The organism is Pseudarthrobacter sp. KH_020_B, from assembly GCF_057840185.1.
Genome location: NZ_CM174506.1, coordinates 4,712,334 through 4,728,045, shown reverse-complemented (window position 1 = coordinate 4,728,045; position 15,712 = coordinate 4,712,334). Strand labels below are relative to the sequence as shown.

Here is a 15,712-nt window from a genome sequence, read left to right as displayed (position 1 = left end):
GCCGCTGCGGCGCATTCTGTGGATAACTTGCGGAACATGTGGATAACTCCCACGCGTTGCGCAGACTCCAAGTTGCACAGACTTCAATCGGGCCCGCCGGGCTTCATTGTCGGAGGCCGCTGATAGACCTGAACGTATGCCGTCCCGTGGAGGTCCCGCAGGACGGCACCTTGCAGGTAAATGACTTACTCGCCGCATCAAGACGCGGCACACTATGGAGGACGGCAGCTTTGTCAGTAACGCACCTGGACTCGATCGAGGGTACCCGCGGGTCAGAAGGCAGCCGTAAGCCACCACAGGACATTCCCGCCGAGCAGTCCGTCCTCGGCGGCATGATGCTGTCCAAGGACGCCATCGCGGACGTTGTGGAAATCCTCCGCGGCCAGGACTTCTACCGGCCTGCGCACGAGACCATCTACGAGGCGATCATCGACCTCTATGGGCGCGGTGAGCCGGCGGATGCGGTCACCGTCTCGGACGAACTGACCAAGCGCGCGGAGATCAACAGGATTGGCGGCCCCGCCTACCTGCACGAGCTCATCCAGACCGTCCCCACGGCCGCCAACGCCGGCTACTACGCCGAGATCGTGGCGGAGCGCGCGGTTCTGCGCCGGCTCGTCAACGCGGGAACCAAGATCGTCCAGCTGGGATACGGTTCCGACGGCGAGGTGGAGGACCTGGTCAACCAGGCCCAGGCGGAGGTCTACGCCGTGGCGGAACGGCGCACAGCCGAGGACTACGTGGTCCTCAAGGACGTCATGGAATCCACGGTGGACGAGATCGAAGCGTCCGGACACCGCGGGGAAGGCATGACCGGTGTCCCCACCGGGTTCTACGAACTCGATGAACTCACCCATGGACTGCACCCGGGGCAGATGATCGTCATCGCCGCCCGTCCGGCAGTTGGTAAGTCCACGTTTGCCCTGGACTTCGCCCGCTCGGCGGCCATCAAGAACAACCTGGCCACTGTGATGTTCTCGCTCGAAATGGGCCGGAACGAGATCGCCATGCGCCTGTTGTCCGCAGAGGCCACCATCGGCCTGCAGGACCTACGCAAGGGCACCATCAAGGACGAGCAATGGTCCAAGATCGCCACCACCATGGGCCGGATGAATGATGCCCCGCTCTTCATCGATGACAGCCCGAACATGTCGCTGATGGAAATCAGGGCCAAGTGCCGCCGCCTCAAGCAGCAGCATGACCTGAAGCTCGTGATCTTGGACTACCTGCAGCTCATGAGCTCCGGCAAGAAAGTGGAGTCACGCCAGCAGGAAGTCTCCGAGTTCTCCCGTGCGCTGAAGCTGCTGGCCAAGGAACTCCAGGTCCCGGTCATCGCCCTGTCGCAGCTCAACCGTGGCTCCGAGCAGCGCCAGGACAAGCGGCCCATGGTCTCTGACCTCCGTGAATCCGGCTCCATCGAGCAGGATGCGGACATGGTCATCCTGCTGCACCGTGAGGACGTCTACGACAAGGAATCCCCGCGTGCGGGCGAGGCGGACATCCTGATCGCCAAGCACCGTAACGGCCCCACCAGGGACATTGTGGTGGCGTTTCAGGGCCACTACTCGCGCTTCGCCAACATGGCGGCCGACGCCGGAGGCGGCGGCTTCTAGGCCCCTTCCGAATGTAGCGGGGCTGGCTTAGCCCTGCTTCAGCATGTGGTTGGGCAGTCGGTTCCCCGGGGCGGTTCCACGGATTTCGAGCAGTTCGCGGGCGTGGGCATGCAGCCGCTTGTCCTCCGCCGAGACCGGCACCCAGGCCGGGATAGGCACTGAGTTGCCGTCGGCGTCGCGGGCCACCATGACCGTGAGGCAATACGTGGTGAGGTTCAGTTCCTTGCCCTTCGGATCACCGGAGCGCACGTGTACGGCGATGTGCATGCCTTTGGTCCCGGTGTAGACCAGCCTGGCCTCGACCTCCACCACATGGCCAATCAGCAGGGGCCGGTAGAAGCGCACGCCTCCGGAGAATACCGCCACGGTGTCCATGCCGCAGTAGCGGGACGCGCAGACATAGGCGGCTTCGTCGATCCACTTCATCACGATTCCGCCATGCACTTTCCCGCCCCAGTTCACGTCCGTGGGGGCGGCCATGAACCGCAGCGTCACGCGTTCGGCGGTGCCGGCGTCGGTATATTCCTGGGCGTTCATGGCTTCGACGATCCGTTCACGGACCTGGATCCGGGCCAGGGCGTGGTCCCGATGTTCGATCTCCGCCGCCGTGACCGGTTCGAACTGTTTGACGGGTATCGGCTTGCCGTTGTCGCCGACCGCCACAAAGATCACCATGCACTGGCTGCGCATCGTGGCCGGCCCGCCCTTGGGATCGCTGGACGAGACGACGGTCCGGATGTGCATCGAGGAGCGTCCCGTGTAGACGATGGTGGCCTCCACCTCCACCATGTCGCCGCTGTTCACCGGGTCCGCGAAGTGGATGTTGCCCACGTAGGCGGTGACGCAATAGGACTTGGCCCAGCCCACGGCGGCAGCGTACGCGGCCTTGTCCACCCATTCGAGGACGGTCCCCGCATCCACCGAGCCGCTGTGGCCCACATCGGTGGGGGCAGCCAGGAAACGGAGGGTTACGGAATTGGCCGCGGTCTCAGTCATGCTGCGATCATACTGAGGCGCGGTGTTACCGGAGGGTCGGGGCTGACACATACCTGCAACAGGAACTGCCCCGCCCGCCTTTTTGGGACGGACAGGGCAGTTCTGTCTGTGGATGGCGCTACTTTGCGCCGGTGTAGGTAATGTCCGGCTGTGCGGACAGTTCCATGCCCAACCCAATGAAGAAGCTGGGGTGCGGCGGCTGGTTGTAGGCGATGCCGGACTGAAGGTCCATCCGAGGTCATCCAACTTGCATCACTAATGATAATGACTATCGTTAGCAATATGACAAACGCTCACAAGCATCCCGGCCTCATGCGCTCCCATCCGCAGGCCCTGCCGGCAGTCCTCGCGGTTTCGTCACTGCTCCTCGCAGCGTGCGGGGCTACCCCGGGAACGGGCTCCGGACCGTCGCCAAGCGCAGACACTGACTCGGCCGGCACGTCCGCCGCGGCCCCAGCAGGGCAGGCGAAGGAAACCCAGGCCCCGTCCCCTCGGTTGGTCCTGACGCACGAGACGGGCATTACGGTCCTCGACGCCAAGACGCTAAAGCCGGTGGCGGATATGCCCCTGGACGGATTCAACCGCCTCAGTCCGGCGGGCGACGCCCGGCACATCCTAGTGTCCACCGGAGATTCCTTCCGCGTCTTCGATGCCGGCGTGTGGACTGAGGCGCACGGCGACCATGGGCACTCCTACGCCGCCGCGCCTCGGCTGACGGACCGGGCCTTCAGCGCCAACAAGGCCGGCCATGTGGTCAACGATGCCGGGAAGACAGCGCTGTTCAATGACGGGTCAGGGAAGGTGGAAGTTTTCGATCCGGCCGCGCTGACTGACGCACTCAAGACCGGCCTGCCCGCGACCACCACGTACACCGCACCTGACGCCCACCACGGCGTCGCCATCCCGCTGGAGGATGGCAAGCTGCTGGTCACCCTCGGCAACGAGGACCGCCGCAATGGCCTGGCCCTGCTGAGTGCACCGGCCGGTGACGGCGGGCAGGGGAGCAGTGAACTGCTCCGCAACGAGGAGTGCCCCGGCGTGCATGGCGAGGCCGTGGCGGGCCATGAAACTGTGGTGGTGGGCTGTGAGGACGGCATGCTGGTTTACCGCGACGGCGCCTTCACCAAGGTGACAAGCCCTGACCCCTATGGCCGGATGGGCAACCAGGCCGGAAGCCACGAATCTCCCGTGATCCTCGGCGACTACAAGGTGGACAGGGATGCCGACCTGGAGCGGCCCACTCGGATCTCGCTGGTCAACACCGACACCGGGACGCTGCAGCTGGTGGACCTGGGTGCCAGCTATTCCTTCCGCTCCCTGGGCCGCGGTCCGGCCGGTGAGGCTCTGGTGCTAGGACGGCGCTGAACAATGTGGGTGGGTTGAGGCGCGCCTGCTGGACTTCGGGTCGTGGTCGTTAAGACTGGGTACATGCAAGGTATTGAGGCGGCCCAGCGCGGGTATTTGGATGTGGAGGCACTGGCCGGGGAGTTGTTGGCTCCGGGCGGTGCCTACGCTTTTTTGGCGGAGCATCGGGGCCGGCTGTTTCCGGATTCGATGATGGAGGACCTGTTTCCCTCCCGGCGGGGCCGGCCCTCGATCCCGGCCTCGGTGATCGGCACGGTCCTGGTCCTGCAGGCCCTGGAAGGCTTGTCGGACCGGGCGGCCGCGGAGGCGTTGACGTACGATCTGCGCTGGAAGGCCGCCTGCGGGTACGGGCTGACGGAGGCCGCGTTCCACCCCACCGCCCTGGTCCATTGGCGCAACCGGCTGCGGACCAGCGAGAACCCGCACCGGATCATGGAGGCTGTCGCCCAGGTCATTACCGCCACCGGGGTCCTGGCCGGGCGGCACCGCCGGGCGGTGGACTCGACGGTCTTCCAGGACGCGGTGGCCCGCCAGGACACCATCACCCAGCTCATTGCCGTGATCCGGCGCTTCGGCAAGGCCATGGAGCACGGCGCGACACTCATGGCCGTCCACGCGACCTCCTATGACTACACGCGGGTGGGGAAGCCGGATATCGCCTGGGATGACAAGGAAGCAAAAGACGAACTGATTTCCGGGCTGGTCACTGACGCGCTGGCGCTGCTGGCCGCGGTGGACCCCGCCACCCTGGATGACAGGTCCCCGGAGTATCAGGCGTACGTGCTGCTGGCGCTGGTGGCGGGGCAGGACGTGGAGCCGGCCGAGGGCTCCGACGGCACCGACGGGAGGTGGCGGATCGCCCGGAAGGTCGCCCCGGACCGGATCGTTTCCACGGTGGACACCGAGGCCCGGCACGCGCACAAGTCCCGCTCGGTGATGATGGACGGCTTCAAGGGCCACATCGTCGCGGAGCCGGAGACCGGGCTGTACACCTCCGCGGTGATGACCCGGGCCGCCGGGCCCGGCTCCAGTGACGCGGACGCCGGAATCGTCCTGCTCGGCACGGACCCGACCATGAAAGACGACGCCGTGGACTACCAGGTGCTCGGGGACTCGGCCTACGGTTCCGGTCCCATGCTCGAGACCCTCGATACGGCCGGGCACCAGGGCCTGGTCAAGCCCAAGCCGTTGCGCCCGGCCGTGCCAGGCGGGTACGACCTGGACGACTTCACCCACGACGAAGCAAAGAACACGCTCAGCTGCCCGGCCGGGGAGGTCCGCACGATCAGCCCCCGGGGCAACGTGAACTTCGGCACCGCCTGCAAGGCGTGCCCGCTGCGGGATCAATGCACGAAGGCCAAGGGCGGGCGGAAAGTCGTTATCACCGTCCACCACGCCCGCCAGCGCGCCCACCGCGCCGCCGCCCGCCAGGAAGCATTCAGGCACGACTACCGGGCCTACCGGCCCCTGGTGGAAAGATCCATCGGCTGGCTGGTCGCCGGAGGCAACCGGCGCCTGCGATACCGGGGCGTGGAAAAGAACAACGCCTGGCTGCAGGTCCGCACAGCCGCACTGAACCTTCGGCGACTGCTGAAACTAGGCCTCACCGGCGAAAACGGGGCCTGGGCCCTGGGATAGCACCCAAAATGGGGGGCCGCCCCGGCCCCCGGCCCCGATCCGCGCCGACGGGAGCTATGGACGGCCCGGCAAGGCCCGCAAAATTCATGACCGGAATTCCGGCGCCCGGAATCGATGCCCCCAACGAGCCGCCCAAGGCCCCGGAACGAGTCCAAAAGCGAAACCTGCCGCTCCGAATTGTCCCTTGTTCAGCGCCGTCCTAGGTACTGACGGGGCGCTTCATGTGATTGATCCGACGACGGGCGAGGTCACCGCTGCCATTCCCGTGGTTGGCGCGTGGACAGAGCCGGATGCCTGGCAGGATCCCCGCCCCAACCTGTTCGTCCAGGGCTCAACGGCCTACGTCACGGAGCCGGCCACCTCCACCATCCACGCCGTTGACCTGACTTTGGGAGCGGTGGTCCGGAGTGCCGCCCTGGAGCGCGGGGCCAACGAACTGACCGGAGTTACCGGCTGACGTACTGACGCTAAGGACGTTAACGCCCGACGGCGGACCGGCACCTGGGTGCCTGTCCGCCGTCGGGCGTTACGTTTTCTTTGAGGGAGTCCGCGTTACGCGAGGACTGCCAGCTTGTTGTTCATGCGGCCGAACACGGCGCGGTCCACGGAAATGCGGCCGGCGCCGATGAGTGCGAGTGCCAGGGCCGCAGCGCCCAGGAGCAACACCAGTTCGTACCCGCCCTTGTCGGCGAAAACTCCGGCCGGGGCGTGCACCAGGAAGAGGGCGCCGACCATGTCCACGGCCAGCAGGGCGGCCACCACGCGGGTGAGGACGCCGAGGATGAGGGCGATGCCGCCGATCAGCTCGAGGCCTGCGATGAAGGGCGCTGACACGTTGGCGGCGGGCACGCCCATCTGGGCGAACGCGGCCTGGGTGCCGGCGATGGTCCACTCGTTGAACTTCTGCCAGCCGTGGGCAGCAAAGAGGAAGCCAAGGGCAACGCGGAGGACGGTCAGGGCGGTGGTGGTGAGGCGTGACTGGTTCATGCTTCAAGTGTTCTGCACAATTGGTTGAAGTGTCAAGTAATTCCGTTGGGTTGTGTTCGTTGTCACGACTTCCGGCGTCACGGAAGCAGCGCCGCCAGGTGGTCGGTGCCGGCCGTTAGGCTGAAACGGTGCCCAACCAATCCGCCCCGGCTGCCGTCCAGCGTCCCGCCAGCCATGCCCAGGAAATCCTGCGGCTTGCCGTTCCTGCGTTCGGTGCGCTGATCGCCGAACCGCTGTTCCTGCTCGCGGACTCGGCCATCGTGGGCCATCTCGGCGTGGCCCAGCTGGCAGGCGTGGGGCTCGCTTCCGCCGTGCTGCACACCGCCGTCGGCCTGATGGTTTTCCTCGCGTACTCCACCACCCCGGCGGTGGCCCGCGCGATGGGACACGGCCAGTTGGGCAAGGCACTCGCCGCAGGGCGCGACGGCGTCTGGCTGGCACTCCTGCTGGGCATAGGCCTGGCGGTGGCCGGTTTCTGGGCCGCTGAACCGCTGGTGTCCCTGATGGGGGCGGAGGGTGAGGTTCGCTCGTTCGCGGTTGACTATCTCCGCTGGTCCATGCCCGGCCTGGTGGCCATGTTGCTCATTTTCGCGGGCACCGGTGTCCTCCGCGGGTTGCAGGACACCAGGACGCCGCTGCTCGTGGCCAGCGCGGGTTTTGCCCTGAATATTGTCCTCAACCTGTGGCTGGTCTACGGGCTGGGCTGGTCCGTTGCCGGCTCGGCGGCAGGCACCAGCGTGGCGCAATGGGCCATGGCGGCCGTTTATCTGGTGATGGTCCGGCGGAATGCCGCCCGGCACGGCATCAGCCTGTGGCCCGACTGGAGCGGGATCCGTGCGATGACCCGGGTCGGTTCGTGGCTTATGCTCCGCACGCTGAGCCTGCGCGTGGCTATCCTGGCCACGGTTTTTGTGGTGACGGGACAAGGTGCCGTCAACCTGGCCGCGCACCAGCTGGCAATGACCATCTTCTCGTTCCTCGCCTTTGCCCTCGATGCCCTTGCGATTGCCGCCCAGGCCCTGATCGGCAAGGAGCTCGGCGCATCCAACCCCGTCCGGGCGCGGCACCTGACCCGGACCATGATCCGCTGGGGTGTCGGATTCGGCGCGGTCACGGGAGCCCTGCTGGCCGTCGCTGCGCCTTGGGCGGGGGCGCTGTTCACGTCCGACGCCGGCGTGCAGTCCGTGCTGACCTACGCCCTGTGGATCCTGGCCGCCGGCCAGCCCCTTGCCGGTTATGTTTTTGTCCTGGACGGCGTGCTGATCGGCGCCGGTGACGCCAAGTACCTGGCGCTGGCGGGCGTGGTCAACCTCGCCGTCTACGTCCCCATGCTCGCGGCCGTTGCTGTCTCCGGCATGTCCGCTGCTGCAGGCCTCGTTTGGCTGTGGGCCGCCTTCGCGCTGGGCTATATGGCCGCCCGGGCCCTGACGCTTGGCCTGCGCGCGCGGTCAGACCGCTGGATGGTGCTGGGTTCGCCATAGGGCCGGTGGCCACTAAACTGGACCGGTGAACCAACCATTGACACCCACGGATTCTCCCGCAGGCACCGCCCAGCAGGCAGACCTGTGGAAGCCGGTACTGCTCCGGGCCGTGGCCGCGCTCATGTTCGGCGCCGTGACAATTTTCTGGGCCGGACCATCGGTCCAGGTCATGGGCTGGTCGGGCGGGCTGTATCTGCTGGTCACGGGCTTGTTGCTGCTCTGGGCCATCCCGAAGACGGGCTACCAGCGTGACAGCATGCCCGGCAAAATCCTCTCCGCCGCAGGGGCCGCCCTGTCAGGCGCAGGTGTTGCGTTGGCATTGCTTCACGGGGACCGGGTCTTCGGCGTCGTCGCCGCGGTGGGACTTGGAATGGCCGGAGCGGTGGAGCTGTACTGCGGACTCCGGTACCGCGGCCGGCACGTGCTGGCCCGCGACTGGCTGGCCTCGGGCATCATCGGGCTGGGCACGGCGGCCATCCTGCCTTTCTTCATCAGCCTCGGAGCCCATGCCCTCCTTGGCGTCGCTGGCGGCGGGGCCATCATCTCCGGTGTGCTGTGGGTCCTCTCCGGACTGACGCTGCGGCACGATTCCCGGCCCGCCTCCCCGAAGCCGTAAACTAGAAGCGAAAGGTTCTACCCGGCGTAGAAAACGCGCCCGGAACAACCCCGCACACATTCGAACCAGCACGCCCTTCGGCATGGCTGTAGGAGAGGAACTACCTTGGCAGACCAGAAACCAGGAAAACCGCGCAAGCTGCGGACCTCGGTGAAGGGGCCGCTGATGTTCTCCGCGTTCTGGGCCGTCCTCGCCTTCGTTACGGTGCTGATCTTCGCCTCAGGCGGCAGTCAGAAGACCCCGCGGTTCGACCTCGCCTTCACGGGCGCCGGCATCGCGTTCATCGTCACGCTGGTGATCGCCGCCATGCTGGCCATGAGCCACAAGGAGAACGCCGAACACCTGGGCAAGGGATCCGGCGTCAACCTGAGTTCCGCGCGGAAGCCGTCGCATGGATTCGGGGGACACGGCCCAAGCCAGGCCGGCTCCGCCCCTGAGTCTCCGGATGCTGAGAGCCCAGGCTCCAGCAACTCCTAGCGGACAGTGGCCTGCCGCGCGCGGTAAGCTGCCACGTGCGCGCGGTTGGCGCAGTTCCCGGTATCGCAATACCGCTTTGACCGGTTGCGGCTGAGGTCCAGCACCACGGCATCGCAGTCCTCGGCCTCGCACACCAGCAGGCGGTCCATCTCCTTGCTCCGGATGACGTCCACGAGGGCCATCGCAGCCTCGGTCCCCATGCGCTCTGCCAGCGGCGCATCCCTGGCTGTGGCGTGCAGATGCCAGTCCCACTCGTCGTGTTTTATCAGCTGGGGCAGTGCGTTTGCCTCACGCAACAGGCGGTTGACGCCCGCCACGGCAGTGTCTTCGTCGGCGGTCCACAGGGCGGCAAGCCGGCTGCGCAGTTCGTGGACGCTCGCCACTTCCGCCGCATCGCCGGCGCGGGATCCGCTGAACGCTTCGGCGTGAAGGAAGTGATCCAGGTCCGCCACCGTGGCGAGTGATTCCCGGCCGTTGGCGGCGGTGTTGATGAGGTTGACCACGGTGCGCAGGGCTATTTCGGTGTCAGGGGCAAAGACCATCTTGACTCCTTACTGGGAGCGGGCGTAGTGTCAGGACCATTACCCCACTTTACTCCTGACAGGAGGCGCCGGTGTCTGCCGCCCCTAACCCCGCAGCCGCGGGCGGATTCCTTGGCTCCGGCCTTGGAATCGCATTGTTCTCCTCTGCCGTCTTCGGGCTCTCCGGCTCGTTCGCGAAAGCGCTCCTGGAAACCGGCTGGTCCCCCGGCGCCGCCGTGACGGCCCGCCTGACCGGTGCCGCGCTGATTCTTGCGGTTCCTGCCGTCCTGGCGTTGCGCGGACGCTGGTACCAGCTGCGCGACAACTGGGTCACCATCGGTCTTTTCGGCCTGATCGGCGTGGCTGCCTGCCAGCTGTTCTACTTCAATGCCGTGGCCCGCCTGTCCGTGGGCGTAGCGCTGTTGCTTGAATACCTGGCTCCGGTCCTCATCGTGCTTTGGCTATGGGGAGCCAGCAAGAAGCGGCCACGTGCATTGACGTTCGGTGGAACGGTGCTGTCGCTCGGCGGCCTGATCCTTGTGCTGGACCTCACCGGAACGGTCAAGATCGACTTCGTCGGGGTCCTGTGGGGGCTGGCCGCTGCCGTCTGCCTTGCCATCTACTTCTTCATCACGGCCAAGGAAAACGATTCCCTGCCGCCCATCGTCCTTGCATCCGCCGGGCTGCTGGTGGGGGCAGCCGTTATGTGGCTGGCGGCCGCCACGGGACTGCTTCCCATGACCTTCAATACCGCGGATACCAGGCTCGGCCCCTGGATCACGCCCTGGTGGGTCTCCCTGGGTGGCCTGGTGATCCTGGCAACAGTCCTGGCGTACGTTTCCGGCATAGTCGCTGCCCGCGCCCTCGGCTCCAAAGTTGCGTCCTTCGTCTCGCTGACCGAGGTGCTGTTCGCCGTGACCTGGGCCTGGCTGCTGCTGGGTGAGCTGCCCGGCGCCATCCAGCTCCTGGGCGGCGTCCTGATCGTCGGCGGGGTGGTTCTGGTCCGGCTGGACGAGATGCGCTCCGGTCCAGCGTCAGCCACCGGCGCCGCCGCAACCACTGCCGGGACGCCCGCCCCGCTGGACCACGCGAACGACGTCGAACCTGTGCCCTGAGTGCCGGCTGCCCTGCCCTGAAGGACTTGCCCTGAAGGGCAGGCGCCACAGCCCGGTGGCACCGCCGCCGTGCCCGGCCGTTAACTGCCGCGGGGCCCGGACACTGTGTTGTGTCCGGGCCCCCGCGTTTGGGCTTCTGCGGTTAGCGTGAAGCCTGGTCCTGCTCGTTGGCGTTCTTGGTGGCCTTCTGGCCGGCATCCTTCAGCGCCTGGATGACCTGGTTCAGGGCCGCGGTGTGCGTGCCCGACCATTCGCCGCGGAAGTGGGTGGCGTCCGGGCCTTCCCAGTTGGTGCTGTCCAGCACGCGGGAGAGGTTGGCTCGCTGCTGCTCGATCTCGCCGGCACCGGCCTGCAGCTTGCTGCCCAGAGTCCTGAGCTGTTCTACATCTGCGCCCCAAATAGCCATCAGTTTTCTCCTCGTTGTCTTGGATCCGATCCAGATCGGCATCCCCAGCGGCCCCCGGCTCATCCGGAAGATCCATCACCTAGAACCTATCCCCGCCCCAAAACACTGTCGATGGGCACCGCTGCCCATGCGGGCCAGGGCTGGGGGTCGATCCCAAGCGTTCCAGAGCCTAGCATGGGCTTATGTGCCGGAATATCCGAACCCTCCACAACTTTGAACCGCACGCCACGTCTGAGGAAGTGCATGCCGCCGCGCTGCAGTATGTGCGCAAGGTCAGCGGCAGCACCAAGCCGTCCAAGGCCAACGAAGACGCCTTCGAGGCGGCGGTGCACGAGATCGCCCACATCACCCAGCACCTGCTGGATTCGCTGGTCACCCACGCTCCCGCCAAACACCGGGACGAAGAGGCCGCCAAGGCCAGGGCCCGCGCGGCCGTGCGCTTCGGCACCGCCTGAGCGGCTTCCCCTCAAAGTAAGTAGCGCCAACAGTCGTTTTGAGCGTCCATAACGACAGTTAGCGCGACCTGGTTGGGGTGGGCGCTGCCTACTTGCCGAAGCTTCGCAGCCGGAGCGAGTTGGCCACCACCAGGACGGAACTCGCCGCCATCGCGCCACCGGCAAGCATCGGGTTCAACAGGCCCAGGGCGGCCACAGGAATGCCGACGGCGTTGTAGAAGAACGCCCAGAACAGGTTGGTCTTGATGGTGGCCAGCGTCCGCCGGGACAATTCGATGGCCTGTGCCACCTGTCCCAGGTCGTTGCCCATGACGGTGAGGTCCGCCGCCTCGATGGCCACATCCGTACCGGATCCCATGGCGATGCCCAGGTCAGCCTGGGCCAGTGCGGCGGCGTCATTCACGCCGTCGCCGGCCATCGCCACAATGGCCCCGCCTGCCTGGAGCTGGCGGACGGCGTCCACTTTCCCGGCGGGCAGAACCCCTGCATAAACATCGTCAGGGGATATGCCGACGGCGGCAGCGACCTGCGCGGCCACCGCCGCGTTGTCCCCGGTCAGCAGGACGGGGCGCAGCCCGAGCTTCTTCAGCTTTGCCACAGCCTCCGCGGATCCCGGCTTCACGGTGTCGCGGAGACTGATGATTCCGGCAGGGGTACCGTCCACCGCCACCCAGATGGCCGTGGCGCCGGTGGCTTCCGCCTCGGCCAGCGCCTCCAGCTGCTCGCCGGAAGGGCTGACGCCGTTCTCCGTGAGCCAGCCGGTGCGGCCCGCCAGAATCACGCGCCCTTCAACGGTTCCCACCACTCCGCCGCCGGGTGCCGAACGGAAGTGTTCGACGGCGGGGAGCCGCCCGCCGTCGTCGTGCCCGGTTTGTGCCTCAGCGGCCGCGGCCGCGATGGCGTGCGCGATCGGGTGCTCCGAAGCCGCCTCGACGGCGCCGGCGAGCCGCAGCACGTCTGTGCCCTGGTAACCGTCAAACGCGAGCGTGCCGCCCACGGCGAGTTTTCCGGTGGTGACGGTGCCGGTCTTGTCGAGCAGGATGGTGTCCACGGTACGGGTGTCTTCGAGGACCTGCGGGCCCTTGATCAGGATGCCCAGTTGGGCTCCCCGGCCGGTTCCGGTGAGCAGTCCCACGGGAGTGGCAAGGCCCAGGGCGCACGGGCACGCGATGACCAGGACGGTAACCGCGGCGGTAAAGGCGGCCCTGAGCTCGGCAGGCTCAATCGCCAGGCCGCTGAACGCGAGCCACAGCCCAAATGTGAGCACAGCGATGGCCAGCACGATCGGGACAAAGACGGCGCTGATCCGGTCGGCGAGGCGGGCGATGGGGGCTTTGCCGGTCTGCGCCTGCGAGACCAGCCGGGCCATCTGCGCCAGCGTGGTTTCGGAGCCCACGCGGGTGGCCCGGACCAGCAGCCGGCCGGAAGTGTTGATGGTGGCGCCGGTGACTTTGCTCCCGGGCTCCACCTCAACGGGAACGGATTCGCCGGTCAGGAGGGAGGCGTCCACAGCTGACACGCCGTCAATCACCTCGCCGTCCGTGGCGATTTTCTCGCCGGGGCGGACCACCACAACGTCGCCCACTCGGAGCTGATCGGCGGGGACTTTGTGTTCGGATCCGTGATGCAGGATGGTGGCGTCCTTGGCGCCGAGGTTCAGCAACGCCTTGAGGGCATCGCCGGCCTTCTGCTTAGCGTTGGCCTCAAGGAACCGTCCCAGAAGCAGGAACGTGGTGACCACGGCGGCCACTTCGAAGTACAGGCCACCGGATTCCATTCCCTCCATGGCCGGGTGCTCGGTCATCAGGGGGTCCAGGGCCAGTTGCCAGAGACTGAAGACGTAGGCAGCGGCGACGCCGAGGGAGACGAGCGTGTCCATGGTGGATGCCAGGTGGCGCGCATTGATGGCCGCCGCGCGGTGGAAGGGCCAGGCCGCCCAGCTGACCACCGGAAGCGCCAAAGCCCCGGCCACCCAGCCCCAGTTGGGAAACTGCAGGGCTGGGACCATCGAAATCGCGAGGACTGGGAGCGTCAGGAAAGCCGCCACGATCAGCCGCGGCAGGAGCTGGGCGGCGGCGGGACCGTGGGACATGTGGTCTGTGTGGTCGCCTTGCGCGCCGCCTTCGGCGCCGCCGTGTTGCGTGTGGTCACCTTGCGCGCCGCCACCGGCGACTTGCTCGGCATGCTCGCTCGTGCCTCGCTTAGACGCATGCTGCCGCAAGCCCCCGACGTCGGCGCTTGCGGGCAGGGCGCCGAGCGCGTCGGGCCCGTGGACGGGGTGGCTCTGGCTCGGGTAGCGCGGCACGCGGAGCTTTGCTTTGTAGCCTGTGGCGTTGACTGTGTCCACGATTTGCTGGTCCGTGATGCCGGCCGGGACGGTGACGTGGGCGGATTCCAGCGGCAGGTTGACGGACGCTTCGACGCCGTCGAGTTTGCCGAGCTTCCTTTCCACGCGGTTCACGCAGGAGGCGCAGGTCATGCCCTCAATGTCCAGTTCAACCACCCGGGTTTGGGGCTGGTGATGGAGATGGTCTGTGCTCATGATGGATCCCCCGAATCGGACGGCGTTACGCGTCGTTGGCAACAACCAGGTAGCCGGCTTCGGCTACCGCTTCGCCGATCTCGGACGGCGACAACTCCTGGCTTGAGGTGATGGTGACGGTGGAAATGCCGCCGGCGTTGAGTTCGACGTCGACCGTTTCAACCCCGGCGAGCGATTCGAGTTCCTCGCTGACGGACGAAACGCAGTGGCCGCAGGTCATGCCGGACACGTTGACGGTGGTGGAGGTGGTGCTCATGGCTGGCTCCTTGAGTGTGGCCGGCGGTGGCCGGCCGTGAATGGGTGGTTTGTGGACGGTTAGCGCAGGAGGCGGCCGATGGCCTCTGTAGCTTCCTTGACTTTGGCGTCTATGGCCTCAGCGCGTAGGGCGGGATCGGGTTCCCCGGCGGCGCCCACCACGCAGTGGCCGATGTGCTCTTCCACAAGTCCGAGGCTCACGGCGTGCAGCGCCTTGGTGACCGCGGAGACCTGGGTCAGGATGTCGATGCAGTATTTGTCCTCATCCACCATCCGGGCGATGCCGCGGACCTGGCCCTCGATGCGTTTGAGCCTGCGCAGGTATGCCTCCTTGTTGGCGGTGTAGCCATGCGGAGGCGCCGGATCAGCGACGATGTGTGTGGTCAAGGTGTCCTGCAAAGGTTCCATGCTGCAAACATATACCCCATGGGGGTATATGGCAAGTACCCCCTAGGGGTATCAAAAATCGGAGGCGCGCTCCACGAGCCCGGGACCCTCCCATAACCCCGGTGTGGTTATGGAAGGGCACAAAAAAGCTCCGGAGTGCGTTATTGGGGGATACGCACTCCGGAGCAGCTTTTGGGCAGATTCATCCGGCCGTTGCGGCCGGATCGTTCTGCTTGAATTAGCTTACTTGCCAGTATGGCCGTCCGCTACCACCTCGAATAAGTACTTTCGCTTTATTATTTCGGTCACCCGAAAACGGCTCGGGCTCCCGGCTTAGGCCTCGTCCTGGTGCGCTGGCCTCCGGTAGGGAACAACCAGCACCGGCCGGCTTTGATGGTGCGTGAGCCAGAGTCCCACTGACCCGTTGAGCATCTCGGAGATCCGGTGGGTCAGGCCCCGCTCCGAGGTTCCCACGATGATCATGGGGGAGTTGCTTTCCGCGGCGAGCCGGGCGAGGGCGCGGCCCGGATCCCCCGCCAGGGTCCGCAGGGTCCAATCCACGGGGGCGCCCGACGCCGCGGCGTCGGCCACGGCTTCCGCGATCACCCCCCTGAGTTCCGTGGTGACGGAGCGGATGTCGTCGTCGTCCTTGTCCGGGTGCAGCGACAGCCGGTGCGCGGATCTGGCGGGATCCCATTCCACCAGATAGCTGGCCTCGTCAACGTAGGCGAACAGCAACGGCGCTGACAGGCGGGCCGCGAGAGATGTTGCGGTCTTGAGCACCTCGGGATGCTGATCGGGCAACACGCCGACCAGGAGTGGAGGCGGGCCACTGAAACGTTCTGGACTCATAAGGCC

At 66.5% G+C, this 15,712-nt stretch carries 17 protein-coding genes; 9 read left to right on the top strand and 8 right to left on the bottom strand.

The features are described from left to right. The first annotated feature begins 230 nt into the window (after positions 1-230). Positions 231-1,613 (top strand): replicative DNA helicase, encoded by a 1,383-nt coding sequence (dnaB, locus tag AC3IT0_RS22170; RefSeq protein WP_489321776.1) that lies wholly within the window; start codon positions 231-233, stop codon positions 1,611-1,613. A gap of 27 nt (positions 1,614-1,640) precedes the next feature. On the opposite strand, the gene AC3IT0_RS22165 is transcribed toward dnaB, so the two are convergent. Further along, a complete protein-coding gene (locus AC3IT0_RS22165; protein WP_489321775.1) occupies positions 1,641-2,609 on the bottom strand; it encodes an acyl-CoA thioesterase in 969 nt (322 codons plus the stop codon). A 282-nt stretch (positions 2,610-2,891) separates the two neighbouring features. Here AC3IT0_RS22165 and AC3IT0_RS22160 point away from each other — a divergent pair, with 282 nt between their 5' ends. The 3 genes from AC3IT0_RS22160 (at position 2,892) to AC3IT0_RS22150 (ending at position 6,069) form a co-directional block, all read left to right on the top strand. Continuing rightward, positions 2,892-3,974: a hypothetical protein gene (locus AC3IT0_RS22160; protein ID WP_489321774.1), complete on the top strand. Its 1,083-nt coding sequence runs from the start codon at positions 2,892-2,894 to the stop codon at positions 3,972-3,974. A gap of 63 nt (positions 3,975-4,037) precedes the next feature. Beyond that, on the top strand, positions 4,038-5,612 hold the full coding sequence (locus tag AC3IT0_RS22155) for an IS1182 family transposase (protein WP_489319853.1): 1,575 nt from the start codon (positions 4,038-4,040) through the stop codon (positions 5,610-5,612). Positions 5,613-5,835: 223 nt separating this feature from the next. Beyond that, positions 5,836-6,069 (top strand): hypothetical protein, encoded by a 234-nt coding sequence (locus tag AC3IT0_RS22150; RefSeq protein ID WP_489321773.1) that lies wholly within the window; start codon positions 5,836-5,838, stop codon positions 6,067-6,069. 95 nt (positions 6,070-6,164) lie between these two features. Here the strand turns inward: AC3IT0_RS22150 and AC3IT0_RS22145 are convergent, their stop codons facing one another. Continuing rightward, positions 6,165-6,599 carry a DoxX family protein gene (locus tag AC3IT0_RS22145; RefSeq protein WP_489321772.1) on the bottom strand — a complete coding sequence of 145 codons (435 nt, stop codon included), beginning with the start codon at positions 6,597-6,599 and terminating at the stop codon, positions 6,165-6,167. Between the two features lie 128 nt (positions 6,600-6,727). On the opposite strand from AC3IT0_RS22145, the gene AC3IT0_RS22140 reads away from it, so the two are divergent. The 3 genes from AC3IT0_RS22140 to AC3IT0_RS22130 all read left to right on the top strand — a co-directional run bounded on the left by AC3IT0_RS22140 (position 6,728) and on the right by AC3IT0_RS22130 (position 9,173). After that, complete coding sequence (locus AC3IT0_RS22140; protein WP_489321771.1) at positions 6,728-8,080, top strand: MATE family efflux transporter; 1,353 nt, start codon at positions 6,728-6,730, stop codon at positions 8,078-8,080. A gap of 25 nt (positions 8,081-8,105) precedes the next feature. After that, complete coding sequence (locus tag AC3IT0_RS22135) at positions 8,106-8,696, top strand: hypothetical protein (RefSeq protein ID WP_489321770.1); 591 nt, start codon at positions 8,106-8,108, stop codon at positions 8,694-8,696. Between the two features lie 105 nt (positions 8,697-8,801). Further along, complete coding sequence (locus AC3IT0_RS22130) at positions 8,802-9,173, top strand: hypothetical protein (protein WP_489321769.1); 372 nt, start codon at positions 8,802-8,804, stop codon at positions 9,171-9,173. Here the strand turns inward: AC3IT0_RS22130 and AC3IT0_RS22125 are convergent. Then, positions 9,170-9,715: a CGNR zinc finger domain-containing protein gene (locus AC3IT0_RS22125; protein WP_489321768.1), complete on the bottom strand. Its 546-nt coding sequence runs from the start codon at positions 9,713-9,715 to the stop codon at positions 9,170-9,172. The two genes, AC3IT0_RS22130 and AC3IT0_RS22125, sit on opposite strands and share 4 nt — an antisense overlap. 71 nt (positions 9,716-9,786) lie before the next feature. On the opposite strand from AC3IT0_RS22125, the gene AC3IT0_RS22120 reads away from it, so the two are divergent. Next, complete coding sequence (locus AC3IT0_RS22120; RefSeq protein ID WP_489321767.1) at positions 9,787-10,809, top strand: EamA family transporter; 1,023 nt, start codon at positions 9,787-9,789, stop codon at positions 10,807-10,809. Between the two features lie 142 nt (positions 10,810-10,951). Here the strand turns inward: AC3IT0_RS22120 and AC3IT0_RS22115 are convergent, their stop codons facing one another. After that, positions 10,952-11,215, bottom strand: a complete 264-nt coding sequence (locus AC3IT0_RS22115; protein ID WP_489321766.1) for a WXG100 family type VII secretion target — start codon at positions 11,213-11,215, stop codon at positions 10,952-10,954. Between the two features lie 182 nt (positions 11,216-11,397). Between AC3IT0_RS22115 and AC3IT0_RS22110 the strand changes: the two genes are divergently transcribed. Beyond that, positions 11,398-11,670: a DUF2277 domain-containing protein gene (locus tag AC3IT0_RS22110; protein WP_104062916.1), complete on the top strand. Its 273-nt coding sequence runs from the start codon at positions 11,398-11,400 to the stop codon at positions 11,668-11,670. An 88-nt stretch (positions 11,671-11,758) separates the two neighbouring features. On the opposite strand, the gene AC3IT0_RS22105 is transcribed toward AC3IT0_RS22110, so the two are convergent. From AC3IT0_RS22105 to AC3IT0_RS22090, 4 genes are all read right to left on the bottom strand, one after another. After that, a complete protein-coding gene (locus tag AC3IT0_RS22105; RefSeq protein WP_489321765.1) occupies positions 11,759-14,212 on the bottom strand; it encodes a heavy metal translocating P-type ATPase in 2,454 nt (817 codons plus the stop codon). Positions 14,213-14,237: 25 nt separating this feature from the next. Continuing rightward, a complete protein-coding gene (locus AC3IT0_RS22100; protein WP_058930688.1) occupies positions 14,238-14,468 on the bottom strand; it encodes a heavy-metal-associated domain-containing protein in 231 nt (76 codons plus the stop codon). A 59-nt stretch (positions 14,469-14,527) separates the two neighbouring features. Further along, positions 14,528-14,875, bottom strand: a complete 348-nt coding sequence (locus AC3IT0_RS22095) for a metal-sensitive transcriptional regulator (RefSeq protein ID WP_489321764.1) — start codon at positions 14,873-14,875, stop codon at positions 14,528-14,530. Positions 14,876-15,187: 312 nt separating this feature from the next. Continuing rightward, the gene (locus AC3IT0_RS22090; RefSeq protein ID WP_489321763.1) at positions 15,188-15,706 is read right to left on the bottom strand and encodes a universal stress protein; all 519 of its coding nucleotides are present in this window, start codon (positions 15,704-15,706) and stop codon (positions 15,188-15,190) included. Positions 15,707-15,712 lie beyond the last annotated feature (6 nt).

What these genes read in the sequence shown, in the direction of transcription:
- AC3IT0_RS22105 (WP_489321765.1), bottom strand. Translation starts at nt 14,212, where the DNA reads ATGAGCACAGACCATCTCCATCACCAGCCCCAAACCCGGGTGGTTGAA.
- AC3IT0_RS22110 (WP_104062916.1), top strand. Translation starts at nt 11,398, where the DNA reads ATGTGCCGGAATATCCGAACCCTCCACAACTTTGAACCGCACGCCACG.
- AC3IT0_RS22165 (WP_489321775.1), bottom strand. Translation starts at nt 2,609, where the DNA reads ATGACTGAGACCGCGGCCAATTCCGTAACCCTCCGTTTCCTGGCTGCC.
- AC3IT0_RS22145 (WP_489321772.1), bottom strand. Translation starts at nt 6,599, where the DNA reads ATGAACCAGTCACGCCTCACCACCACCGCCCTGACCGTCCTCCGCGTT.
- AC3IT0_RS22115 (WP_489321766.1), bottom strand. Translation starts at nt 11,215, where the DNA reads ATGGCTATTTGGGGCGCAGATGTAGAACAGCTCAGGACTCTGGGCAGC.
- AC3IT0_RS22160 (WP_489321774.1), top strand. Translation starts at nt 2,892, where the DNA reads ATGACAAACGCTCACAAGCATCCCGGCCTCATGCGCTCCCATCCGCAG.
- AC3IT0_RS22100 (WP_058930688.1), bottom strand. Translation starts at nt 14,468, where the DNA reads ATGAGCACCACCTCCACCACCGTCAACGTGTCCGGCATGACCTGCGGC.
- AC3IT0_RS22125 (WP_489321768.1), bottom strand. Translation starts at nt 9,715, where the DNA reads ATGGTCTTTGCCCCTGACACCGAAATAGCCCTGCGCACCGTGGTCAAC.
- AC3IT0_RS22155 (WP_489319853.1), top strand. Translation starts at nt 4,038, where the DNA reads ATGCAAGGTATTGAGGCGGCCCAGCGCGGGTATTTGGATGTGGAGGCA.
- AC3IT0_RS22090 (WP_489321763.1), bottom strand. Translation starts at nt 15,706, where the DNA reads ATGAGTCCAGAACGTTTCAGTGGCCCGCCTCCACTCCTGGTCGGCGTG.
- AC3IT0_RS22095 (WP_489321764.1), bottom strand. Translation starts at nt 14,875, where the DNA reads ATGGAACCTTTGCAGGACACCTTGACCACACACATCGTCGCTGATCCG.